We start from the raw sequence: 24,315 nt of genomic DNA, 5'->3' as shown, positions 1-24,315 counted from the left end.
CATAATCGAAGTGATTTGGGAGGACCGGCGTGAAGACGAAGAAACTGATCAACGATGGTGCAGCCGCTGTCGACGAAATGCTGGCTGGCATCCTGGCTGCTCATCCCAAGCACCTCCGCGCTCTCGATGGCTCCCCGCGCTCGATCGTGGCGAAGAACGGCCCCCGGCCCGGCAAGGTCGGCATGGTCATCGGTGGCGGCTCCGGCCACGAGCCGAGCTTTCTTGGCTTCGTCGGCAAGGGCCTTGCCGATGCGGCTGCGATTGGAAACGTCTTCGCCTCGCCGCCGCCGGATCCGATCATCGAATGTGCAAAAGCGGTCGATAGTGGCGCCGGCGTGCTCTTCATGTATGGCAATTACGCCGGCGACGTCATGAACTTCGATATGGCGGCCGAAATGCTGGCTATGGACGATGTCGAGGTCCGCACGGTCCTGACGACCGATGATATCGCCTCGGCCCCGCCAGAGCAGAGGGACCGTCGGCGCGGCGTCGCTGGGAATGTCTTCGCCTTCAAGGCGGCCGGTGCGGCTTGCGATCTCATGTATAATTTCGATGAGGTCGAGCGCGTGGCTCGCTGGGCGAATGAGCGCACCTTCACCATGGGCGTTGCACTCTCCCCCTGCTCCCTGCCGCAGACGCTGAAACCCAACTTCGAGCTTGGCGCCGATGAAATGGAAATCGGCATGGGCATCCACGGCGAACCCGGCGTTGCACGCGACCCGCTGAAGCCGGCAGATGAGGTGACGAACGAGCTTGTCGGAAAAATCCTTCATGAGATGAAGCCGGCGCGTGGCGACCGCGTCGCCGTCCTCGTCAACTCGCTGGGTTCCACACCTCTGATGGAGCTCTACATCATCATGCGCAAGGTGAAGCTGATGCTCGACGAAGCCGGGCTGGTCATCCATCTCTCGCTGGTCGGCAACTACTGCACATCCCTGGAAATGGCGGGAGCGTCGATCACGTTGATGCATCTCGACGACGAACTCCAACGGCTGATCGATCATCCCTGTGATTGCGCTATGTTCCGCTCCGGGGATGCGCAGCAATGACAACGGTGACGGTAGACGATTTGCGATCGCTGTTTGCGCGTATTGCCGAGGCAATGACCCGTGAAAAGGATCGCCTTTGCGAGCTGGATGGCGTCATCGGTGATGCCGATCATGGCATCGCCATGGAACTCGGTTTTGTGGCTGCAGCCAAGGCAGTCTCGGAGCTGGATGCGACCGCAGACCTCACGCTGGTGTTCAACACGGCCGCCAAGTCGTTTCTCAACGCCGTTGGCGCCTCTTCCGGCCCGCTTTACGCAACGGCCCTGATGCGCGCCGGCGCCAGCGCGAAGGGGAAAGTCTCGCTGAACGACGACGACATGGTCGAGGTATTTGCAGCATTCGCGAAGGGTATTCAGGACAGAGGCAAGGCCGAAGTCGGCGAAAAGACGATGGTCGACGCCTGGGCGCCTGCGGCGACCGCGTGTCGTCAAGCCCGAGAACAAGGCCAGCCACTCGCCGGATGTCTGGCGGCCGCCCTGGAAGCCGGACAGAAGGGAGCGGAGGCAACCAAGGACATGATCGCCGCAAAAGGTCGTTCGTCGCGGCTTGGGGATCGCGCGCTCGGTCATATGGATCCGGGCGCTGCCTCGGCCGTGGTCGTGATCTCCTGTTTCAAGGATCACTTCCCGTCAGAATGATGATGACCTCATCATACCAGTTGACATGTTGACAACGATTTGTCAAAACCGCCCTCAGCTTTGCTCAGAGGAGGACGGGAGATGGCTATCAGCTACACATATGCACGGTGGTTCGGCGCGGCTGCGATTGCGGCCGCCAGCCTGGCGGCAACGCATGCCGCCGCGGAAGACCTGACGCTCTGGACGTTGAACTTCGACAACGGCGCAGCCAACACCGCGCTCCAGAAAGTCGCCAAGGACTTCGAGGCCGCCAATCCCGGCACTCATGTTGAAATCGTCCAGCGCGGCATCGATGAGCACAAGACGGCATTGCGCGTCGCCGCCGGCTCCAGCAAGGGACCGGACATCTATTTCAGCTGGGCAGGTCTTGGCCTTGGCGGCGAATATGTGAAGGCCGGTCTGTCGCTGCCGCTCGACAAGTACTACACCCAGTACAAGTGGAACGACGAGCTGCTTCCCTCCGCCGCCGCCTTTGCCGATCTCTATCCGGGCGGCAAGCATGGTGTTCCCTTCACCTTCAAGGGCGAAGCGATCTACTACAATAAGAAACTCTTCCAGAAGGCGGGCATCACCGAAGAGCCGAAAACCTACGAGGATCTGCTTGCCGACGCCGAGAAGCTCAAGGCCGCGAAAATCCCCGCCTTCACCTTCGGCGGTTCCGTCAACTGGCACGTCATGCGCCTGATGGACGTGCTGCTCGAGACCAAATGTGGCGCCGACAAGCATGACGCCCTCATGGCCATGAAGGCCGACTGGACGAAGGAGCCCTGCGCCACCGACGCGTTCGCCGAATTCGCGAAGTGGACCAAGGACTACACACTGAAGCCCTTCATGGGCATCAGCAACCAACAGTCCTATACACTGTTCGTTGCCGGCCGCGCCGCAATGATGCTGGAAGGTGACTGGCTGGTGAGCCAGCTGAGCGGCAGCAAGGTCAACCTTGACGACTATGGCGTCGTGCCGTTCCCGACGAACACGAACCGTCTCTATGGCTTCGCCGAGTACAATTACATCAGCACCAAGAGCAAGAATCCGGATCTCGCCGCGAAATTCCTCGACTATTTCCTCTCGACCAAGGTGCAGCAGGATCTCGTCGGCCAGATCAGCTCGACCTCCGTCAACAAGAATGTCCAGTACTCGAACCTGAAGCCGCTGGAGGCAAAGTGGCTGGATATCTTCAAGACCTACAGCAAGGTCTACATGAATGGCGACCAGGCTTTCCCGCTCGACGTCACGACTGAATACTTCCGGGTGATCAACGACGTCGCCTCCGGCAACATCCAGCCGGCCGACGCGGCCAAGCAACTGCAGGCCTTCATCGCGGGCCGCACCTGATCGCTCGAGGGAAGCCGCCACTTCGATTGCCAGTCGCAGCGGATGGCTTCCCTCACTTTCATGCCCACGCGTCAGCTGCCGTCGGGAGCAATCACAATGTCATTCCGCAATCGAATACATGACGCACGCGTTCAGGCGGTGATCCTGCTTGCGCCGGCCATGCTGATCTATTTGATTTTCGCGCTTTATCCGATGCTGAACGTCGTGGTGCTGAGCTTCCAGAAATGGAACGGCCTGGCGCCGGAGCGGCCATTCGTCGGTCTCGCGAACTATCAATATATCTTCACGCAGGACCCGGTCTTCTGGGTCGCCTTCCGCAACACGGTGATCTGGACGATCATGTGCGTGATCTTTCCGCCCATGGTCGGGTTGCTTTTGGCGCTTAGCCTCAATCAGAAGCTCTTTGCCCGCAATACCTTCCGCGCCATCTTCTATCTGCCCGTCATCATCGCCCCGATCGCAGTCGCGACCATGTGGAAGTGGATGTACGATCCCTTTTTCGGCCTCTTCACCGAAATCCTGACCTCCATGGGCCTGCAGGACTGGATCCAGGACTGGCTCGGCGACAAGGATATCGCGCTCTATTCGGTTTTCGTCGCCTATCTCTGGCAATCGGTCGGCTTCTCCATGGTCCTGTTTCTCGCGGGACTGCAGAACGTCTCGCAGACGCTGGTCGAGGCCGCACGCATCGATGGCGCCGGGCGTTGGAACATCTTCCGCTACGTGACCCTGCCCGCGCTGCGCACGACGCTGACCATCGTGCTGGTGCTGTCGGTCATTTCATCGCTGAAAGCCTTCGACATCGTCTACGGCCTGACCGGCGGCGGTCCGGCCCAGTCGACGCAGATGCTGGCGCTCTGGGCCTTTACGCAGGCCATGCAGATCTTCGATTTTGGCCGCGGGGCTGCGATCTCGGTCGTCCTGCTGCTCATCACCATCGCCATCGTCATTCCCTACCTGCGCTGGACGCAGAAGCATGAGGAGGCCGAACAATGACGGCAGCATCGGCAACATCGATGTCGGACGGTTTCGAGACCATCGCCCCGGCAAAGCGCAAGCGCGATCCTGTCTTGATCGGCCTGTGGATCGCACTCCTCATCGTCGCTGCAATCTGGCTCGCACCGTTCGTCTTCATCGTCTTCACCTCGCTGAAGACACAGGCGGATGTGACGTCGACCGGCGCCTTCATGCCGCCGCTCGAGCCGGCCTTTGAAAATTATTCAAGCGCCTGGGGCCGCGGCAATTTTGCCAATGCCTTCCTGAACAGCGCCATCATCACCGTGATCAAGGTGCCGCTCGGGCTTATCCTCTCGGCGATGGCGGCCTATGCTCTCGCCAAGATCCGCATGCGGTTCAGCAAGCTGCTGTTGCTCCTCGTCGTCTTCGGCACGATGATTCCCTTCCAGGTCATGCTTGCCCCGCTGTTCACGCTGGTCAATTCGCTCGGTTTGATCGATACCTATCCGGGCGTCATCCTGCCCTACATCGCCTTCGGTGTGCCCTATCAGGTTTTCATTCTCTACGGCTTCTTCAGAGGCATTCCGAAGGAGCTTTCAGAGGCAGCCCTGATAGACGGCGCAAGCCATTTCACCATCTTCCGCCGGATTTTTTTGCCGGTGTGCCTGCCGGTGCTCGCAGCACTGCTGATCCTGGATTTCGTCTCGACATGGAATGAGTTCGCCATGGCGCTCGTGCTGCTGCAGGACCAGCACATGTGGACGCTGCCGCTCGGGCTCATGTCCTTCCAGGGCCAGTTTTCCAATGATTACGGCCAATTGAATGCGGCGATCGTCATGACGGTCCTGCCGGCCACCATCGTTTATCTGATTTTCCAGCGCTACTTCGTCTCCGGCCTCACCTCCGGCGCGGTGAAGGGCTGAACGGTCGCACAATCCATACATCTTCCGAGGAGAACATCATGTCCAACGCGTCCGTCGAAAAATGGGGAGTCTTCGAAGCGGCCTTCAACGGTCCTTCCGGCGGCAACCCTTACCTCGATGTGGAGTTCGATGCCGTTTTCAGTCAGAACAGCCGCGAGATCCGCGTGCCCGGTTTCTATGACGGCGACGGCGTCTACCGCGTTCGCTTCATGCCGGACAATGAAGGTGATTGGTCCTTCCGCACACGGTCGAAGACATCTGAACTGGATGGCAAGACCGGCTCCTTCGTCGCGACCAAGCCGTCCAAGGGCAACCACGGCCCCGTGCACGTCCACAACAAGTTCCACTTTGCCTATGCCGACGGCAAGCCCTTCCTGTCGTTTGGCACCACCTGCTATGCCTGGACGCATCAGCCGCTCGACATGCAGGCCCAGACTCTCGAAACGCTGAAGAAGTCACGCTTCAACAAGATCCGCATGGGCGTCTTCCCCAAGGACTATCCCTATAACGTCAACGAGCCGCTTTACGCCTGCTTCGAAAAAGGCACCGACGGCAGGCAAGATTTCGATCGGCCGAACCCAGTCCTCTTCCGCCACTTCGAACAACAGGTCGCAGCGCTCTGCGATCTCGGCATCGAAGCCGATATCATCATGTTCCACCCCTACGATCGCTGGGGTTATGCCGATATGTCGGCCGAACAGGATTTCCGCTATGTCGCCTATCTGGCCGCCCGCCTTGCCGCCTATCGTAACGTCTGGTGGGCGCTTGCCAACGAATATGACTTCCTTCTCGACACCAAGCCGCTGCAGCAGTGGGATCGTTATTTCCACATTCTGGAAGAAAACGATCCCTACGGCCATCTGAAGTCGATCCACAACGGCGAGCCGACGATGAACTTCGATCATCGCAAGCCCTGGGTCACCCATACCTGCATTCAGAACTGGGACGTGAAACGTACACAGGAATGGCGCGAGGCCTATGGCAAACCGGTCGTCAACGACGAGCCGGAATATGAGGGCAACATCATCCAGTCATGGGGCAACCTGACGGCTGAAGAGTTGGTGCATCGCTTCTGGATCACAATGACGCGCGGCGGCTATGCCGGCCATGGCGAAACCTATTCGCATCCGGAAGATCTAATCTGGTGGGCGAAGGGCGGCGAACTGCGTGGCGAAGCCTGGAAGCGTATCGGCTTCCTGCGCGATCTCCTCGAGCAGGATGTCGTCAATGGTCTTGAACCCATGGCCTCGTTCGGCGAATGGCCCTGGACCCGCGTTTCCGGCGCCCGCGACGGCGATGTCAGCTACGTCTATCTCGGCGAACATCAGCCCGTCGTCTGGTCCACCGGCCTGCCGAAGGACGGAACCGACTATGACGTCGATATCATCGACACATGGGCGATGACGATCACGCCCGCCAAGAAGGTAGAAGCGCCGATCCCGCATCCGACGCGCCATGGCGCGATCGTGCGCGGCGGCAAGGCGGATGCCGCCTTCGGCGTGGAGTTGCCTGGCAAGCCCTATCAGGCCCTTCGCATTCGCAAGAAGCACTGACTTAAGGAAAGAATTTCATGTCCGGATTGACCATCAAGAATGTCAGGAAGTCCTACGGCGCGGTACACATCATCCACGGCGTCGATGTTGAAATCTCGGACGGCGAATTCGTTATCCTCGTCGGCCCGTCGGGCTGCGGAAAGTCCACGCTGCTGCGTATGATCGCGGGGCTGGAAGACATCACCGGCGGAGAAATCTCGATCGGCGAGCGGGTCGTCAACGACCTGCCGCCGAAAGATCGCGATATAGCGATGGTCTTCCAGAACTACGCGCTCTACCCGCAGATGACGGTGGCTGAAAACATGGGCTTTGCGCTGCAGCTTGCCGGCGCCAAGCGCGCCGAGATCGAGCGGAAGGTTGGCGAAGCCGCAACGATCCTCGGCTTGGAACCGCTTCTGAGCCGCAAACCCGCCCAGCTTTCGGGAGGCCAACGTCAGCGCGTCGCCATGGGCCGCGCCATCGTGCGTGACCCCAAGGTCTTCCTGTTCGACGAACCTCTTTCGAATCTCGACGCAAAGCTGCGCGTGAAGATGCGTGCCGAAATCAAGGCGCTGCACCAGCGACTGAAGACGACGATCGTTTACGTCACCCACGATCAGATCGAGGCCATGACCATGGCTGACAAAATCGTCGTTCTACAGGGCGGTAAGGTTGAGCAGGTCGGTTCACCGCTCGAGCTTTACGATCGTCCGAAAAACGTCTTCGTCGCCGGCTTCCTCGGGTCGCCCGCCATGAATTTTCTCGAGGGCAAGCTTGCCGGCGGCGCTTCTCCGGAATTGATACTCCCGACAGGCACACGCATCCGGCTCGCCAGCGCCCCCAGTCAATCGGATGGTCGGGAGGTTGTTGTGGGGATTCGCCCGGAGGATATCTCCTTCGCATCGGAAGGCGGCGTACCGGCAAAGGTCACGGTCGTCGAGCCCACCGGCTCTGAGACCCACGTAGCGCTTGATCTCGAAGGCAAGGAATTGACCTGGGTCATGCGCGAGCGCGCGGAACTGGTGCCGGGCCAGACCATCCAAATCTCGCTTAAAATCCCGAATCTGCACTTCTTCGATAAAGCCAGCCAGCAACGGCTGTAGGAACTCGTTAGAGAATGCGTGGCGCTGAGTTCACTCAGCCGCCCGTCTTTGCGTGCCGTTCATGACGGCAAAGACGCGTTTCACGAAGGCATCGCCATCAAACTGGCGGGCGGCCCCCTCGGTCACATGGCCGGGGCGGTCGAAGATGAAGGTTTCGACATTGACGACGGGCAGATTCAGACGGTTACGCACCAGACCGATCATAGCCGTGTGCGTTATCACCAACTGGCAGCCGTTCGGTTCAAACCACTCCTGAAGCCCGGTCGTCGGTATCGCCTGTACGGTCAGACCCTGCTGCGACAGGACGGCGCCAATACGGGAAGCGACTTGCTGATTGTCGAGACAGATCAGCACGTCGGTCTGCGAAGGGGATGGCGCATGGTTAGCCAGCATCAAGCAACCTCTCGTTAATCACGAGCCGAATATAATGATTCGCGGCGTAACAGGGTGTTATTAGTTGTTACATTTTGTTTCAGAACGATGATCAGCTTAGCCGTCATCGCCCCATCCGCAGTTGCTATAATACTTTAAATTTTGGCTGTAGTTTGTTGATATAATGGCGGACCTCGCCAATATCGGCGAGGCTCACCCAAGTCAAATTCGATTATCCGGCAAAACGCTCCGGCCGGAAGGTGGCGAGGAGCGGATGACGCTTGCCGCTTGCGATCTCGTCGGCAAGCAGTTCACCGGCAATCAGGCCAAGCGTGGCACCACTATGGCTGAAGGCAACAAAATAGCCCGGTATTGCCGGCAATTCGCCGAAAACAGGCTCGCCGTCGCCGGGTATGGGCTTCGGGCCGACACCGTAATCACCGACCTCGAGCGCCGGGTTTCCTTCCAGCACCGTCGAGGCTTCCCGCAGGAGACCTTCAAGCGTTGAGGCCTTGATCTCATAGCTTCCGTCGTCCTTCACGATGACCTCTTCTTCCGACCAGGCCGAATCCAGGGCAAAAGCACCATCTGGCGTTGGCCGGATGGCGACACGCGGTGTGTTCAGTACCGCTTTCAGCGAATGCTTGATCGGCTTCGTTCGAACAAGGAGCGCGATCGGCGTATCGTCGCCGATATGCTGGCCAGCCTCGGCAACAATTGCCGGCACCGCGCCGCCGGCCGCCAGCAAAACGGCGTCTGCCGCCCAATGATCACCGTTCGCAGTCGTGACACCGCAAGCTCGGCCATCCCTTACATCGATCGTTGCTCGGCCGGCATCCGTGATAACCTCGCCGCCCAGCGCCCTGAACTCTTTGGCGAGAACATCGATCAGGGATGGAAGATCGACCCATCCCTCCCCCGGATTGAAGATTGCGCCCTGCCGGGTCACACGATCGGCATCGACGCCGGGCGTGACCCTGGCAATCTGATCCGGCTTGAGCAACAGCGCGTGATAGCCAAGGTCGCGCTCGTAGTCGAAGACGGCGGCGATGTCGTTGGCGGCCTCATCCGCATCCCAGGTCAGACCGCCGTCAAATCGCAACCAGCTCGCATCCGGATATCTGGCAGACAGCGTGCGATAGCGATCAAGACCGGCAAGACGCAGGCAATGATAGGCATCGGAGCGCCGACGCGCCGAATTGAGCCACGCAAGCGAGCGCCCTGATGCCCCGTTTGCCAGCGGACCATCGTTAATCAGCGTGGTTTGAACGCCAAGCCGCGCCAGATGAGCGGCCGTGGAAACCCCGAAGATGCCGCCGCCGACGACAACGACTTTCGAAGGACGAGTGGAAGCATGCATGTTGAAAAACCTTGTCAGTGGTGGATGTTGTGATCGAAGGACCGTCGGAAATCCGACGGCCCGCGTGCGTCAGAGAACCTCAGCAAGGAAGCGCTTCAGGCGTTCGCTTTGCGGGTTATCGAAGATTTGCTGCGGGGGGCCGGCTTCAACGATACGGCCCTCGTCCATGAAGACGACCTGATCGGCGACCTTTCGAGCAAATCCCATTTCGTGGGTGACGACCGCCATCGTCATGCCCTGACGCCCGAGATTGGCCATCAAGTCGAGCACGCCTTTCACCAACTCAGGATCGAGCGCGCTTGTGACCTCGTCGAAGAGGACAACTTCGGGGTCCATGGCGAGAGCGCGGGCAATGGCGACGCGTTGCTGCTGACCACCAGACAAGCCGGCTGGCCGGTGATCCTTACGACCGGCGAGCCCCACTTCCGCAAGGCGGGTCTCGGCGATCCGGCGGGCTTCACTCTTCGGGATCTTCTTGATCTTCGTCAGAGACAGCATGACGTTTTCAAGCGCGGTATGGTCCGGAAAGAGATTGAAGTGCTGAAACACCATGCCCACACGCCGGCGCAGGCTTTCCGGTCTCATGGACAGAATGCTGTCGGCATCGAGCTGGATGTCACCGCGCTTGGGCTCCACCAGACGGTTGATGCACCTGAGCAAGGTCGACTTGCCCGAGCCTGACGGCCCGATGATGCAGGTGACTGTACCTCTGGCAATATCGAGATCGATACCTTTCAGGACTTCCAGATCGCCATACGCCATGCTGAGGTCTCGGATCTGCACCGCCCCGCCCTTGAAGCGTGGAGCGTTAGCCGCGGGCGCGCCCGAGGCCTCCTCAAGCTCGCCAACCTCGACAAGACCGCTCGTGGTACCGGAGCTGCGGCCCTGGCGACCAAGGCGCAGTCTCGTATCGATGTAGTTGACCAGATGCGTCAGCGGAACGGTGATCACCAGATAGAAGACACCGGCAAGCAGCAAGGGCGACAGGTTACCCGTAACAACAGCCTGATCCTGGCCGACGCGAAAAATCTCGCGCTCGGAGGCGAGCAGCCCGAGAAAATAGACGAGGCTCGAATCCTTGACGTTGCCGATGAACTGGTTGACGAGGGCCGGCAGAACGCGCCGTATCCCTTGCGGAATGACGATCAGCCGCATTCCCTGCCCGTAGCTCATGCTGAGCGCGCGGCAGGCCTCCATCTGACCACGCTCCACACTCTGGATCCCCGATCGAAAGATCTCGCCGATATAGGCGCCCGCGATCAGGCTGAGCGCGATAATCCCAAGCGGGAAAGGCGATGGGCCAAAAAGTTCGCGACCGATGCGTGCGAAGCCCTGACCGATGATCAGGATCGTCACGATTGCCGGCAGGCCGCGAAAGATATCGGTATAGATCCGCGCCGGCAGGCGCAGCCAACGCGACTGCGAGATGCCCATCACGGCCAGTATCATGCCGATGACAACGCCAAGCACGGTGGAGGCGGCCGCCAGGATCAGTGTATTTTTCAGTCCGACCGTGATCATGCTCGGCAGGACTTCGGCCATCGCATCCCAGTCAAGGAAGCTGCGACGGAGGTTCTCAAGCCAATCCATTCAATTCCCCATGAAACTCGTCAGGCAGTTGAATACCGCCGCCCGGCAGGGCCGGACGGCGGCGCGGCCTTACTTCTTGGGAAGATACTGATCGGGCATCGGCGAACCCGGGAACCACTTCTCATAAAGTGTCTTCCAGGTGCCGTCCTGCATCGCTTCATGCAGCGCCTTGTTCAAAGCCAACCGGAAAGCGTCGTTGCCCTTGCGAACGACGAAGCCTGCCGGGGCATCGAAGGATGGAATGTTGACGGCGATCTTCAGCGTGGGATAGCGTTCGCCATATTGCTTGGCAGCTTCGTAATCGAGGAAGTGCGCGTCGATAGTGCCATTGTTCAACGCGGCGACGGCCGAGTTGTTGTCCGGGAACTTGACGAGGTCCGTGCCCGCGAAATTCTTCGTGGCATAAACCTCCTGCAGCGTGCCCTGCACGACGCCGAGGCGCTTGCCTTTCAGGCCATTCGCATCCTTGATCGCGGCATCTGAGGTCAGAACCGAGAGATAGCCGGCAAGATAGCCATCCGAGAAATCGACCGTCTTCTTGCGTGCCTCGGTGGTCCCGATGGCGGCGACGGCGACGTCGAAGCGCTGGTTGGCGACAGACGGCAGCAGAGCCGAAAACTCCTGGCCCGTAAACGTCACCTTGTCCTTGGGAAAGCCCATGCGCGAGGCAACGTTCAGGAAAAGCTCGATATCGAAGCCGGTGAATTGCCCATCAGCGGTCGTGAACGTGTAGGGCTTGGAATCCCCCATGGTGCCGACGCTGATAACGCCTGGATCGATCAAGTTATAGGGGTTGTCGGCGGCAACCGCCGGACCGACGCTTGCTGCGACGAGATAGGCCAGTACACCGGCACGCACGGGCGCGGCAATGGCCGAGAATATTCCAGATAATTTCATGTTCGTTCTCCGCTCTGAAGGATGCTCTTGTCGGCATTCATGCATGCGCGTCCGCGTCTCCGCTCATAGATCAGCAAGAGAACATCTGGACAAGAGACCGGTCTCATGTAAAAAGAGACCGGTCTCATTGCTATTTGTTAACTTGAGATTGACCGTCCGTCAACAACTCTTGTAGTCGTCATCCAATGGAAGAGCCCCTCACCCCGAAACGCTCCGTCACCGTCGCCGATGTGGCCAGGGCAGCGAATGTCTCAAAGGCGACCGCCGCACGCGTGCTTGGCGGCTATGGTGTCGTCAGCGACAAGGTTCGAGAACAGGTGCTTGCCGCCGCCGCTGCGCTGGAATACCGCCCGAACGAACTTGCCCGAAGCATGACCACGGGCAAATCCGGCATCATCGGGGTTGTGGTCGGCGATATCGAGAACGCATTCTTCAGCCTCGCTGTCAGAGGGATCAGCGATGTTGCCCGCATGGCCGGCTTCAATGTCATCATTGCAAACTCCGGCGAAGAGCTCGACGCGGAGAAATCGGCGGTCGATCTACTGATTGGCAAGCGTGTCGACGGCCTGATCGTCACGCCCGCGCGCTGCGATCGGATGGAGCATCTCGACGATATCCGCCGTGTCGGCGTACCACTGGTTCTCTTTGACCGAACCATTCCCGAACTCGGGGTCGACGCGGTGACCGGTGACGATTTCGACGCCGCCATGATCGCCACCCGCCATCTCCTGGAGATGGGACACAGGCGGATCGCCTATATATCCGCCATGGACACCGACGCGGAATTCCTGCGCGACAGCACAAATATCTCGAATTCCGCCGTGCGCGAGCGCGTCGATGGCGTACTGCAAGAACAGGCGAATGCCGATATCGAGAAGGCGCGCCACTACGTGCGGCTCGGTGCAATAGACCAATCGAAGACGGATAGCGTCGTCAAAAGCTTGTTGCAGGATGCCGCCCCGCCGACCGCCCTGATCGCGTCGGACAGTCTCGTCGGTCTTCGTGTCTTCAAGGCACTGCAGGCGCTGGGATTATCCATCCCGCGCGACATCTCGATGATTTCTTTCCTGGACGCCGACTGGACAACCGTCACGACGCCCCCCATCACCGTTGTCGATCAGCCGGTCTACGAGATGGGCAAGAGGGCAGCCGAACGGTTGATATTGCGCCTGAACGGCAAGGATCTGCCGATTGAGCGAACAGCGATCAAGACGCATCTGATCCGGCGCGGGTCGGTCGCCGCCCCATTTCAGGGTAAGGGGTAGAACGCCCGGCGGATAGCGCCGCGCCGGGCCTTGCTACCAAGAATTCAAGCCGGCATGCGTACCCGACGACCGTGCCTGAGATCGATAGCCGTGTGCCAGACGATCGTCGCGAAGATGATCGCCCCGCCGATAAAGGTCGCGACCGGCGGCACTTCGGAAAAGAAGAGCCAGACCCAGAACGGCGTCAGGACGATTTCCATCGAACTGATCAGTGCAGCATCCGCCGCTGGCATTCGCCGCGATCCGAAGAGAAAAAGCACGAAGGCAAGCGCAAAATTCGTCGCCCCGAACGCTGCCAGCAAGAGCCAGTTGTTGATGTCCAGCGAACCCGTCGAGGCAAAGGGCACAAAGAGAACGAATGTCAGAAGACCGCTGACGACGCTCGATGGCAGGATCGGAATGCTGCGGTCCATGCGGGGTATGACGATGATCAGCGCAAAGGTGACCGTCATGCCGAGCGCCAGCAGGTCGCCGATACCCGTGCCGCCGCCGATCGACGAGGCGACGATGACCGCGACGCCGACAAGGCAGACCGCACCGGCCACCAAGGTGCGCTTTGCAACGCGCTCCTTCAGCATGGTCCAGCTGAGAAACGCGGCGATGAATGGCGCCGTCGCATAAATCATCGTCACGTTCGCGACCGTGGTCGTGTAGAGCGCGCCAATGAAGCAGGCCTGGCTGATCATCTGGCAGGCCAGCATCGCGAGCCCGGCCGGATGGAGGATCGATGCCCATTGCCGCTTTGAAAACCCACCCTCGAGGAAAAAGCTGGGTATCAGCAGGAAAAGGCCGCCGAACAACGATCGCCAGGCGATCGCCGTCCATATGTCCGTGGTCAGAAGGCGTGCGTAGATGCCGCTGCAGCTCCACGCGAGCATTGCTGTAGCCACGAGTAGAACGCCCCTCTCGTATTCGCTGGCAAAAGCGGAGCGGGTCGAAAACTGGTATGTCATGTATGGACTCAAGAAGTGAGGAACGCTCCTTCTCTGCGCCGATATTTGACATCAGGCAAACGAATAGTAGAGATAGAAGCCATCAGAAATATTTGTGGCGTGCCATGCGCGAACCCATCGAAAGCGACCTGCTCCGGACGTTCCTCGTCATCACCGAGACATCCAATTTTTCCACGGCTGCTCAACGGATCGGCCGGACCCAATCGGCCGTCAGCGCTCAGATCAAACGGCTTGAGGACACGATCGGCGAAACGCTCTTCGAGAGAAGCGCGCGTGGGGCCGTTCTGACACGCGCCGGCACGCAATTGCTTCCCTATGCGCAACGTGTGATCGAGCTTCTGAACGAGGCCGCGGCGAATATCCGTACCAAGCCGCTTGATGGCCCCGTTCGCATCGGAATTCCCGAGGAGTATAGCCAGACTGTGCTGCCGGCGGCACTCGCCGCCTTCGCGGTCCGTCACCCCGCTGTCGAGGTCACAGTTTCCTGCGACTACACGGCGCATAACCTGGCTGCACTTGAAAAAGATGAGCTCGATCTGGCTGTTGTTTTTGACTGGAGCAGCCAGACGAAAGGCGAGATTCTCTGCATAGACCCCACCGTCTGGGTGACATCCATGGTGCATCGCTTGCATGATGCCGTGCCCCTGCCGGTTGCGACCTATCGCAATTCGACATGGGCGCGTGACTTCGCTTTGCGCTCGCTCGAACAGCAGGGCCGGGCCTATCGTATCGCCTTCATCGCCGATACGAGCTCGGGGTTGAAGAATGCCGTATCGGCCGGGCTTGCCGTGACGACCCTGTCGCGCAGTAACATTCCGCACGGATGCCGCGAACTGACGAGCGATGACGGCTTTCCACCGGTCGATTCATCGCGCGTTGTGCTCCGCCGCAACCCCTATCATTCGAGCGAGGCAATTCGCGAACTGGCGGAGATGGTGCGTGAAGCGTTCCAGCCTATGTCGGCTCTGCTGCAGGCATAGTGCGACGTCGCAACCTTCGACGTGTGCCCGAAGGACTTTCGGAAAAACTGGCGCGATAGCTGCGGGAAAAGGCCGAAGCCGAATTGAAGCCGGTCGCAGCGGCAATTTCCGCAAAGGAGGCCTTCGTCTCGATCACCTTGCGCCGTGCCGCGTTCAACCGCAACGCCAGATAATGCACATGTGGCGCAGCGCCAATACTCTCCTGGAAAAGTGCTTGTAGATGACGCGCGCTGACGCCGATGCGGCGCGCAAGGCGACTGAGCACCAGCGGCTGCTCGATATGGTCTTCCATCAAGCGGATTGCTTGGGCAACACGCGGATCGCGCATCCTGAGGCCGGCCGTCGACGGCGAAAGTTCTCCTGCACTTTGCGTGCTTGCCGGCTCGTAGATGAACAGGCGGCTGACCTCCAGCGCCAGCGAATAGCCCTGACGTCGCCGGATAATCTCCAGCATGAGATCGACCGTCGGCAACGATCCCGCTGTTGTAATCCGCTTGCCGTCGATGACGTAGCGATCCTTCGCGGCGCGCACCTGCGGATAGGCCAGCGCGAAATCGTCAAAATCCTCCCAGTGCACAGCGGCTGCGGCATTGTCGAGCAGGCTTGCTTCGGCGAGCAACCATGTCCCGGATTCGATGCCGGCGACCATCGAGCGATGACGCGCGGTCTGTGATAGTTGCATCTTCAGGGCCTGCGTCGCGCTGCGTCGCCAATTGTAGCTGGCGAGCACAAAGAGCGGCGCCACCTCCGAGGTCGGTCGGAAGCTGGAACAGGCTGGCACCGGAATCTGGCTGGTCGTTTCTACCGGCAGACCATCCGGCGTGAACAGACGCCATCGATAAAGCTCCGCGCCGGAAATGCGATTGGCTCCGCGCAAAGGTTCGATCACCGACGCAATGAGGATCAGGTTCGTCTCCGGAAGGATGAGGAGGTCGATGTCGAGTGTCTCGTTGGCCGATGTCAGCATTCAGCAATCCTTCGATCGTTCCGAAACTGTATCGAATGTCTCCGATAATGCAAAGCATGAAGGCGTCTCATGGCTCGTAATGTCCTCAATACGAGGGAGAACAAAAATGCCTCTTGCGATGAATCGCGACGTCTTCATCACCTGTGCCGTGACCGGCGCCGGCGACACGGTTTCCAAATCCAGCCATGTTCCGATCACTCCCAAGCAGATTGCGGACTCCGCGATCGACGCCGCCAAGGCTGGGGCGGCAGTGGTTCACTGCCACGTCCGGGACCCTGAGACGGGGGCTGCCAGCCGCCGCAACGAACTTTACCGGGAAGTCACGGATCGCATCCGTTCGGCCGATATCGATGTCGTGCTGAACCTGACCGCCGGCATGGGCGGGGACCTGATTTTCGGTGATGTCGAAAGCCCGCTGCCATTGAACGCCAGAGGGACTGATATGGCGGGCGCCTCCGAGCGTGTCAGCCACGTTGCCGAATGCTTGCCCGAAATCTGCACGCTCGATTGCGGCACCATGAACTTCAGCCTTGGCGACTATGTCATGACCAATACGCCTTCGATGCTGAGGGCGATGGCGAAAAAGATGACCGACCTTGGCGTTCGTCCTGAGATCGAGGCCTTCGATACCGGTCATCTCTGGTTTGCCAAGCAACTTGCCGAGGAGGGCTTGATTGAGGATCCGGTCCTCATCCAGCTCTGCATGGGCATCCCCTGGGGGGCGCCCGATGACCTCAACACCTTTATGGCGATGGTCAATAACGTTCCCAACAGCTGGACCTTCTCGGCCTTTTCCATCGGCCGCAATGCCATGGCCTATCCGGCAGCAGCTGTCCTTGCCGGCGGCAATGTCCGCGTCGGGCTGGAAGACAACCTCTATGCCGGCAAGGGTATGCTCGCGACCAATGCACAGCTTGTCGAAAAGGCGGTGCAAGTCGTCGAAGGCATGGGGGCCCGCATCATCGGCCCCGGAGACGTCCGCAAGAAGCTGAAACTGACGAAACGCTGAGGCCCCGATGACCAAGATCAACAAGGCGGCCTGTATCGGCGGCGGCGTCATCGGCGGCGGATGGATCGCCCGTTTTCTGCTCGCCGGCATCGATGTCGATGCCTACGACCCGCATCCGGAAGCAACCCGGATCGTCGGCGAAGTTCTGGCAAATGCCGAAAAAGCCTATGCGATGCTGACCGGCGCGCCGCTTCCGCCGCGCGGCAAGCTTATATTCCGGGATACGCTGGAGGCAGCCGTCGCCGGTGCCGACTGGATCCAGGAAAGTGTGCCCGAGCGGCTTGATCTCAAGCGCAACGTGCTGACACAGATCGATGCCGCCGCAAAACCGGATGCCTTGATCGGCTCCTCCACATCGGGGCTGCTGCCGACCGACCTGCAACGCGACATGCGCCACCCGGAGCGCCTGTTCGTCGCCCATCCCTATAATCCCGTCTATCTGCTGCCGCTCGTGGAAATCGTCGGCGGCGAAAAGACCAGCGCCGCGACCATCCAGGCGGCGATGGAGCGCTTGCCGCCCATCGGCATGAAAGGCGTTCATATCGCCAAGGAAATCGAGGCTTTCGTCGGCGACCGCCTGCTGGAAGCGCTCTGGCGCGAAGCGCTGTGGCTGATCAAGGATGATATCTGCACCGTCGAGACGCTTGACGATGTCATCCGCTACTCTTTCGGCCTGCGCTGGGCGCAGATGGGCCTGTTCCAGACCTATCGCATCGCCGGTGGCGAAGCGGGCATGCGTCACTTCCTCGCGCAGTTCGGCCCTGCCCTGCAGTGGAACTGGACGAAGCTGATGGATGTCGTCGATCTCGACGATGCCCTTGTCGAAAAAATCGGCCAGCAGTCGGATGAACAGGCTGACGGCCTGTCGATCCGTGAGCTCGAGCGTATTCGTGACGAAAATCTCGTCGGCATCTTCCAGAGCCTGAAGGGAAGCCATGGCGGCAAGGGTTGGGGCGCCGGCAAACTGCTGAAGGAGTTCGAGCAGCATCTTTGGGCAGCCGGCGGAGACCGGAAAGAAACGCCGGACGTTGCGAGACCACTGCGTCTGATCGACACCAAGGTCAGTCCCGCATGGGTCGACTATAACGGTCATATGACCGAGCATCGCTATCTACAGGTCTTCGGCGACACGTCGGATGCGCTTTTGCGCCTGATCGGCGTCGATCTCGATTATGTCGAGCGCGGCCATAGCTACTATACGGTGGAGACCCATATTCGCCATCTTGGCGAAGCCAAGCTCGGACAGGCCATCCATTCGACCGCACAGATCCTCGGATCTGATGAAAAGCGGCTGCATGTCTTCCATGCGCTGCACGACACAGCGAGTGGCGATCTGATCGCCACGGCGGAACAAATGCTGCTGCATGTTGATGCGAAAGCAGGTCGAGCCGTTGCCGCACCGGAGGAGGTGCTGGCGAAGCTGAGGCCGATTGCCGAAGCGCATGCAGCCTTGGCCACGCCGGAGGGAGCCGGCCGTCATGTGGGACAAAAACGCTAGGAGGAAGCGATCGTGAATTTCGGACTCAGCGAAGAACAGGAGATGATCGTCAAGACGGTCAGGGACTTCGTGGAGACGGAGATCTATCCGCACGAAAACGAAGTCGAGCGCACCGGTATCGTGCCGCCCGAAATCGGAGACGACATCCGTCGCAAATGCATCGAGCTCGGATTCTACGCCTGCGGTTTCCCCGAGGAAATCGGTGGCGCCGGACTTGATCACCTCACGTTCACCCTCGTCGAGCGCGAACTCGGCCGCGGCTCGCTGGGGCTCACCGTCTTCTTCGGGCGACCATCCGGCATTCTAATGGCCTGCGAGGGCGAACAGCGCGACCGCTATCTTTTGCCTGCGGTGCGTGGCGACAAAATCGACGCGCTCGCTATCACCGAACCCGATGCAGGTTCCGATATGCGCGGCATGAAATGCGCGGCACGACAGGATGGCGATGATTTCGTGCTCAACGGCACGAAGCATTTCATCTCGCATGCCGACGTCGCGGATTTCGTCATCGTCTTTGCCGCGACCGGTGAGGAAGACACCCACCGTGGGGTCAAAAAGAAAATCACCGCTTTCCTGGTCGATCGCGGCACTCCGGGCTTCGAGATTCTGAAGGGTTACGACTCGGTTTCCCATCGCGGCTATCACAACTCCATCCTGAACTTCACCGACTGCCGCCTGCCGACATCGCAGGTGCTGGGCGAAGTGCATCGCGGCTTCGATCTTGCCAATCAATGGCTCTACGGAACACGACTGACTGTCGCCGCGACCTGCGTCGGCCGTGCTCGTCGCGTCTTCGAACTCGCCCTGCCCTATGCAGCCGAGCGCAAGCAATTCGGCAAGCCGATCGGCGCCAATCAGGGCGTCTCCTTCAAGCTCGCCGACATGATCACCGAGATCGACGCGGCCGACCTGCTGACGCTGTCGGCCGCCTGGAAGCTCGATGCCGGCATCCCGGCCAATCGCGAGATCGCCTCGGCCAAGCTCTATGCTTCGGAAATGCTCGCCCGCGTCACCGACGAGGCAATCCAGATCTTCGGCGGTATGGGATTGATGGACGACCTGCCGCTCGCCCGCTTCTGGCGCGATGCCCGCGTCGAGCGCATCTGGGACGGCACATCGGAGATCCAGCGGCATATCATCAGCCGCGACCTGCTTCGGCCATTCGGAGCATGAACCCATGACGCAGCGCTCGCTCGACCGCCTGATCCGACCCAGAACGATCGCCGTCTTCGGCGGTCGCGAAGCAAGACGCGTCATCGAGCAATGCGATCTGATGGGATTTTCCGGCGAAATCTGGCCGGTGCATCCGACACAGGAGAGCGTGCTTGGACGCCGCTGCTATCGGTCGGTTGCCGAACTGCCTGATGCGCCGGATGCTGCCTTCGTCGGCGTCAACCGGACGCTGACTATCGACATCGTCAGGGATCTCGCAGCCAGAGGCGCAGGCGGCGCTGTTTGCTATGCCTCGGGTTTCAGCGAGGCGGTTGCGGAGTTGTCCGACGGAACGGACTTGCAGCAGGCGCTTGTCGAGGCGGCCGGCGCCATGCCGATCGTAGGGCCGAACTGCTACGGCATGATCAACGGCCTGGACGGCGCCCTGCTCTGGCCCGATCAGCATGGCATCGTCAGAACCGAGCGCGGCGTTGCTATCCTCACCCAATCCTCCAATATCGCCATCAATCTCAGCATGCAGAGGCGTGGCCTACCCATCAGCTATCTGATGACGGCAGGCAATCAGGCACAGACAGGCTTGTCGGACCTCGCACAGGCCGTCCTTGAGGACCCGCGCGTCACGGCAGTCGGCCTGCATATTGAAGGCTTTGGCGATATCCGGGCGCTGGAAGCCCTCGCCATGCGCGCCAGAGAGTTGAAAAAGCCGGTCGTTGCCCTGAAAATCGGCAAGTCCGAACAGGCGCAGCGTGCCACCGTCTCGCATACGGCCTCGCTTGCCGGGAGCGATGCAGTGGCCGGCGCCGTTCTGGACCGTCTCGGCATCGGCCGCGTCGCGACGTTGCCTGAACTCATCGAAACGCTGAAACTGCTGCATGTCACGGGTCCGCTTAACAGCAATGCGATCTCCTCGATGAGCTGTTCGGGCGGTGAGGCCTCGCTGATAGCCGATGCTGCCGTCGGCAGGACTGTGGAATTTCGTGCCCTGAAACCCGAACAGCTTCCTGCCCTGCGCGCAAGCCTCGGCCAGATGGTGACGCTCTCCAATCCCCTTGATTATCATACCTTCGTCTGGGGCGATCTTGCACGGCAGACGGAGGCATTCAGCGCCATGTTTGCGGGTGGCTATGCCCTCAATCTGCTGGTTCTGGACTTTCCGCGGGAAGATCGGTGCGATGGGGCAGACTGGATGATCACCGTCGCCGCCGTTGCCGAGGCCGCCAAACAGACGGGTGCACGAGCCGGCATCCTTGCGACACTGCCGGAGAACATGCCCGAGGCGATCGCCGTGCAATTGATGGACGCCGGCATCGTGCCGCTCTGCGGTATCAGTGAGGCGCTTGCAGCGGCAGATGTTGCCAGCGGCATTGCCAATACCTGGAAGAAGCCCCAGCCGTTCCCACTCATCAGTGCGCGCATCCAGGCGGGCGACATCGTGACCTTGAGCGAGGCAGAAGCCAAGGCCGAGCTTGCAGCCTTTGGCCTTGCCGTCCCACAGGGCAGAACCGCAGCAATAGCAGACGAAGCGGCCGATCAGGCTGAGCGATTGGGATTCCCTGTCGTGCTCAAGGCACTCGGTGTCGAGCACAAGTCCGATGTCGGTGGCGTCAAGCTCAACCTATGGGATAGAAACGCCGTCAAGGACGCGGCTGAAAACATGGCTGCCGTCGCGCACGGCTTCCTCGTGGAGAAGATGATCGAGCGCCCGCTTGCCGAGCTGATCGTCGGTGCGGTCCGCGATCCGGTCGTCGGCCTGACCCTGACGGTCGGTGCGGGCGGCATTTTCGTGGAATTGCTTGAAGATTCGGTCGTTTTGCCGCTTCCGGTGACGAAAGCTGCGGTGCTGGAGCGGATTTCGCGATTGAAGGTTCGCAAACTGATCGAGGGATATCGCGGCAATGCAGGCAGCAGCCTCGAGATCGTTGCTGATGCCATCCTATCAGCGGCAGAATATGTCGTTAAGAATGCCGCACAGCTTGAAGAACTGGACATTAATCCATTGATGGTCCTACCGGAATCCCGTGGTGTGATTGCGGCGGATGCTCTCATCCGGCGAAGGAGGTAGCAGAAGTTGCAAGACCCCATTCGAACCCGACGCGAAGACGGCATCCTCGAAGTGATCGTCGACAGGCCGAAGGCAAACGCCATCGATCTGGCCACGAGCCGCGTGATGGGGCTGATCTTCCGCGATTTCCGCGACGATCCGGAGTTGCGCGTTGCCATTATCACCGGTGCGGGCGAGAAATTCTTCTCGGCCGGCTGGGATTTGAAGGCGGCCGCAGCCGGAGATGCTGTCGATGGCGACTATGGTGTCGGCGGTTTCGGCGGCCTGCAGGAATTGCGCGATCTGAACAAGCCGGTCATCTGCGCCGTCAACGGCATCTGTTGCGGCGGCGGGCTGGAGATCGCGCTTTCGACCGATCTGATCCTTGCCGCTCCGCATGCGACTTTCGCATTGCCCGAGATCCGCTCCGGCACCGTTGCCGACGCTGCATCGATCAAGCTGCCGAAACGCATTCCCTATCACATCGCCATGGACATGCTGCTGACCGGACGATGGCTCAACGTCGAAGAGGCGCATCGCTGGGGCTTCGTCAATGAGATCGTCATGGCCGACAAGCTGATGGATCGGGCATGGGAACTCGCGCGATTGCTCGCAAGCGGACCGCCGCTGGTTTACGCGGCGATCAAGGAAATCGTTCGTGACGCAGAAGGCTCGACATTTCAGACTGCCATGAACAAGATCACCAAACGGCAGTTTGCGACCGTCGACAAGCTCTACTCGAGCGAAGATCAATTGGAAGGCGCACGGGCTTTCGCCGAGAAGCGAGCCCCAATCTGGAAAGGAAAATGAGGAGCGGCGGCAACCGCTGAATTTCCCGCATGATCGCGGGCAACAGGCTTCAGGCGGAAGAGGAACCGAGACCTAAAGTGGCTTGCCCGGGTGTTTTGTCAACACGGCAAGAAGAAGGAACAGGGGAATGAACGACTACGCGAAATATCTCGCAAGCCGCGTCACCGCGGGTGGGCTCAGCCGCCGCGAATTCATGGGACGCGCAATGGCAGCCGGCGTAACTTTGACGCTCGCCGACAAACTCTTTACCGAAAGTGCGATGGCAGCCGAGCCTAAGCGTGGCGGCCATCTTAAGCTTGGCCTTGAAGGCGGCGCTGCAACCGATTCAAAAGACCCGGCAAAATTCCTATCGCAGGTGATGTTCTGCATCGGCCGCTGCTGGGGCGACATGCTGGTGGAATCCCATCCTCTGACGGGTGCGGCGGTACCGTCGCTCGCAGAATCCTGGGAACCGTCGAAGGACGCGGCCACCTGGACCTTCAAGATCCGCAAGGGCGTGAAGTTCCACAATGGCAAGGAACTGACGATCGACGACGTCGTCGCCACGCTCAAGCGCCACACCGACGCGAAATCTGAATCCGGCGCCCTCGGCGTCGTCAAGTCGATCAAGGAAATCAAGGCCGACGGCGACAACCTCGTCCTGACGCTCACCGAAGGCAACGCCGACATGCCGTTGCTGCTGACCGACTATCACCTCGTCATCCAGCCGAACGGCGGCAATGATGATCCGCTCGCATCGATCGGCACCGGCCCCTACAAGATGGTCAGCTTCGAGCCCGGTGTACGCGCGACGTTCGAACGCAACAAGGACGATTGGCGCACCGATCGCGGCTTTGTCGACAGCGTCGAGATCATCACGATGAACGATGCGACGGCGCGTATCGCCGCACTGTCTTCCGGACAGGTTCACTACATCAACCGTGTCGACCCGAAGACGGTGGATCTCTTGAAGCGTGCGCCCACAGTCGACATCCTGTCGACCGCCGGTCGTGGCCACTATGTCTTCATCATGCATTGCGACAAGGCGCCCTTCGACAACAACGATCTGCGCCTGGCTCTCAAATACGCCATGGACCGCGAGACGATGGTCAAGAAGATCCTCGGCGGCTACGGCAAGGTCGGCAACGATTTCCCGATCAACAGCACGTATGCTCTCTTCCCCGAAGGCATCGAGCAGCGCGCCTACGATCCGGACAAGGCTGCCTTCCACTACAAGAAGTCGGGTCACAGCGGCTCCGTGCTGTTGCGCACCTCGGAAGTCGCTTTCCCGGGCGCCGTAGACGCGGCCGTCCTCTACCAGGAAAGCTGCAAGAAGGCCGGCATCAACATCGAGGTCAAGCGCGAGCCTGGCGATGGCTATTGGACCAACGTCTGGAACGTTCAGCCCTTCTCCACGTCCTACTGGGGTGGCCGCCCCACGCAGGACCAGATGTATTCCACCGCCTATCTCTCGACGGCGGACTGGAACGACACGCGCTTCAAGCGCCCCGACTTCGACAAGCTTCTGCTACAGGCCCGCTCCGAACTGGACGAGGCCAAGCGCAAGGAGATGTACCGCACCATGGCCATGATGGTGCGCGACGAAGGCGGCGTCATCCTGCCGATGTTCAACGATTTCGTGAACGCCTCCAGCAAGAAGGTGAAGGGCTACGTCCACGATATCGGCAACGACATGTCGAACGGCTACGTCGCCACCCGCGTCTGGCTGGACGCCTGATGCCCGAAGCCGGGCGACAACGCCCTCATCTCTGACAGAGCCAGGACCGCGAAAGCCTTTCGCGGTCCTCCCGACGTTTAGGCGATTCCAGCATTGGGTCCGCGACGGCGTTCCGTTTGGAATCGCGTAAAACAACAAGAGCGCGA

21 protein-coding genes are annotated in these 24,315 nt (G+C 60.2%); 15 read left to right on the top strand and 6 right to left on the bottom strand.

Features of this window, described 5'->3' with window-relative positions:
- The first annotated feature begins 29 nt into the window (after nt 1–29).
- The 7 genes from HGP17_RS14075 to ugpC all read left to right on the top strand — a co-directional run bounded on the left by HGP17_RS14075 (nt 30) and on the right by ugpC (nt 7,537).
- Nucleotides 30–1,049 carry a dihydroxyacetone kinase subunit DhaK gene (locus HGP17_RS14075; protein WP_168809891.1) on the top strand — a complete coding sequence of 340 codons (1,020 nt, stop codon included), beginning with the start codon at nt 30–32 and terminating at the stop codon, nt 1,047–1,049.
- A complete protein-coding gene (gene dhaL, locus HGP17_RS14070) occupies nt 1,046–1,687 on the top strand; it encodes a dihydroxyacetone kinase subunit DhaL (RefSeq protein WP_168809889.1) in 642 nt (213 codons plus the stop codon). The genes HGP17_RS14075 and dhaL overlap by 4 nt, the downstream gene beginning before the upstream one ends.
- An 81-nt stretch (nt 1,688–1,768) precedes the next feature.
- Nucleotides 1,769–3,022 (top strand): extracellular solute-binding protein, encoded by a 1,254-nt coding sequence (locus tag HGP17_RS14065; protein WP_168809887.1) that lies wholly within the window; start codon nt 1,769–1,771, stop codon nt 3,020–3,022.
- A 96-nt stretch (nt 3,023–3,118) separates the two neighbouring features.
- Complete coding sequence (locus HGP17_RS14060; protein WP_168809885.1) at nt 3,119–4,018, top strand: sugar ABC transporter permease; 900 nt, start codon at nt 3,119–3,121, stop codon at nt 4,016–4,018.
- A 20-nt stretch (nt 4,019–4,038) separates the two neighbouring features.
- A complete protein-coding gene (locus HGP17_RS14055) occupies nt 4,039–4,902 on the top strand; it encodes a carbohydrate ABC transporter permease (RefSeq protein ID WP_205925984.1) in 864 nt (287 codons plus the stop codon).
- 38 nt (nt 4,903–4,940) lie between these two features.
- Nucleotides 4,941–6,455, top strand: a complete 1,515-nt coding sequence (locus HGP17_RS14050) for a DUF5060 domain-containing protein (RefSeq protein WP_168809881.1) — start codon at nt 4,941–4,943, stop codon at nt 6,453–6,455.
- A gap of 17 nt (nt 6,456–6,472) precedes the next feature.
- Entirely contained in the window at nt 6,473–7,537 is a 1,065-nt protein-coding gene (ugpC, locus tag HGP17_RS14045; RefSeq protein ID WP_168809879.1) for a sn-glycerol-3-phosphate ABC transporter ATP-binding protein UgpC, read from the top strand.
- Nucleotides 7,538–7,567: 30 nt separating this feature from the next.
- On the opposite strand, the gene HGP17_RS14040 is transcribed toward ugpC, so the two are convergent.
- The 4 genes from HGP17_RS14040 to HGP17_RS14025 all read right to left on the bottom strand — a co-directional run bounded on the left by HGP17_RS14040 (nt 7,568) and on the right by HGP17_RS14025 (nt 11,756).
- Nucleotides 7,568–7,930: a hypothetical protein gene (locus HGP17_RS14040; protein ID WP_168809877.1), complete on the bottom strand. Its 363-nt coding sequence runs from the start codon at nt 7,928–7,930 to the stop codon at nt 7,568–7,570.
- A 211-nt stretch (nt 7,931–8,141) separates the two neighbouring features.
- Nucleotides 8,142–9,269: an FAD-binding oxidoreductase gene (locus HGP17_RS14035; RefSeq protein WP_168809875.1), complete on the bottom strand. Its 1,128-nt coding sequence runs from the start codon at nt 9,267–9,269 to the stop codon at nt 8,142–8,144.
- A gap of 69 nt (nt 9,270–9,338) precedes the next feature.
- The gene (locus HGP17_RS33925) at nt 9,339–10,859 is read right to left on the bottom strand and encodes an amino acid ABC transporter permease/ATP-binding protein (RefSeq protein ID WP_168809873.1); all 1,521 of its coding nucleotides are present in this window, start codon (nt 10,857–10,859) and stop codon (nt 9,339–9,341) included.
- A gap of 69 nt (nt 10,860–10,928) precedes the next feature.
- Nucleotides 10,929–11,756 (bottom strand): ABC transporter substrate-binding protein, encoded by an 828-nt coding sequence (locus tag HGP17_RS14025; protein WP_168809871.1) that lies wholly within the window; start codon nt 11,754–11,756, stop codon nt 10,929–10,931.
- 185 nt (nt 11,757–11,941) lie between these two features.
- Here HGP17_RS14025 and HGP17_RS14020 point away from each other — a divergent pair, with 185 nt between their 5' ends.
- Nucleotides 11,942–13,021 (top strand): LacI family DNA-binding transcriptional regulator, encoded by a 1,080-nt coding sequence (locus tag HGP17_RS14020; protein ID WP_168809869.1) that lies wholly within the window; start codon nt 11,942–11,944, stop codon nt 13,019–13,021.
- A gap of 44 nt (nt 13,022–13,065) precedes the next feature.
- Here HGP17_RS14020 and HGP17_RS14015 read toward each other — a convergent pair whose 3' ends face one another.
- The gene (locus HGP17_RS14015) at nt 13,066–13,974 is read right to left on the bottom strand and encodes a DMT family transporter (protein WP_168809867.1); all 909 of its coding nucleotides are present in this window, start codon (nt 13,972–13,974) and stop codon (nt 13,066–13,068) included.
- A 104-nt stretch (nt 13,975–14,078) separates the two neighbouring features.
- Between HGP17_RS14015 and HGP17_RS14010 the strand changes: the two genes are divergently transcribed.
- Nucleotides 14,079–14,954 carry a LysR substrate-binding domain-containing protein gene (locus tag HGP17_RS14010; RefSeq protein WP_168809865.1) on the top strand — a complete coding sequence of 292 codons (876 nt, stop codon included), beginning with the start codon at nt 14,079–14,081 and terminating at the stop codon, nt 14,952–14,954.
- Here the strand turns inward: HGP17_RS14010 and HGP17_RS14005 are convergent.
- A complete protein-coding gene (locus HGP17_RS14005) occupies nt 14,929–15,921 on the bottom strand; it encodes a GlxA family transcriptional regulator (protein WP_168809863.1) in 993 nt (330 codons plus the stop codon). The two genes, HGP17_RS14010 and HGP17_RS14005, sit on opposite strands and share 26 nt — an antisense overlap.
- A gap of 106 nt (nt 15,922–16,027) precedes the next feature.
- On the opposite strand from HGP17_RS14005, the gene HGP17_RS14000 reads away from it, so the two are divergent.
- The 6 genes from HGP17_RS14000 to HGP17_RS13975 all read left to right on the top strand — a co-directional run bounded on the left by HGP17_RS14000 (nt 16,028) and on the right by HGP17_RS13975 (nt 24,169).
- Nucleotides 16,028–16,930: a 3-keto-5-aminohexanoate cleavage protein gene (locus HGP17_RS14000; protein WP_168809861.1), complete on the top strand. Its 903-nt coding sequence runs from the start codon at nt 16,028–16,030 to the stop codon at nt 16,928–16,930.
- A 7-nt stretch (nt 16,931–16,937) separates the two neighbouring features.
- Nucleotides 16,938–18,428, top strand: coding sequence for a carnitine 3-dehydrogenase (locus HGP17_RS13995; protein ID WP_168809859.1), 1,491 nt, complete (start codon nt 16,938–16,940; stop codon nt 18,426–18,428).
- 12 nt (nt 18,429–18,440) lie between these two features.
- Nucleotides 18,441–19,601, top strand: a complete 1,161-nt coding sequence (locus HGP17_RS13990; RefSeq protein WP_168809857.1) for an acyl-CoA dehydrogenase family protein — start codon at nt 18,441–18,443, stop codon at nt 19,599–19,601.
- A gap of 4 nt (nt 19,602–19,605) precedes the next feature.
- Complete coding sequence (locus tag HGP17_RS13985) at nt 19,606–21,663, top strand: acetate--CoA ligase family protein (RefSeq protein WP_168809856.1); 2,058 nt, start codon at nt 19,606–19,608, stop codon at nt 21,661–21,663.
- 6 nt (nt 21,664–21,669) lie between these two features.
- On the top strand, nt 21,670–22,452 hold the full coding sequence (locus HGP17_RS13980; protein WP_168809854.1) for a carnitinyl-CoA dehydratase: 783 nt from the start codon (nt 21,670–21,672) through the stop codon (nt 22,450–22,452).
- A 127-nt stretch (nt 22,453–22,579) separates the two neighbouring features.
- Nucleotides 22,580–24,169 carry an ABC transporter substrate-binding protein gene (locus HGP17_RS13975; protein ID WP_168809852.1) on the top strand — a complete coding sequence of 530 codons (1,590 nt, stop codon included), beginning with the start codon at nt 22,580–22,582 and terminating at the stop codon, nt 24,167–24,169.
- Nucleotides 24,170–24,315 lie beyond the last annotated feature (146 nt).

Origin of the sequence: Rhizobium sp. P38BS-XIX, from assembly GCF_012641435.1 — a bacterium.
In the GTDB taxonomy this organism is placed as follows: domain Bacteria; phylum Pseudomonadota; class Alphaproteobacteria; order Rhizobiales; family Rhizobiaceae; genus Rhizobium.
The sequence above is the reverse complement of the archived record's forward strand: the minus strand, read 5'-3'. Positions and strand labels throughout refer to the sequence as shown.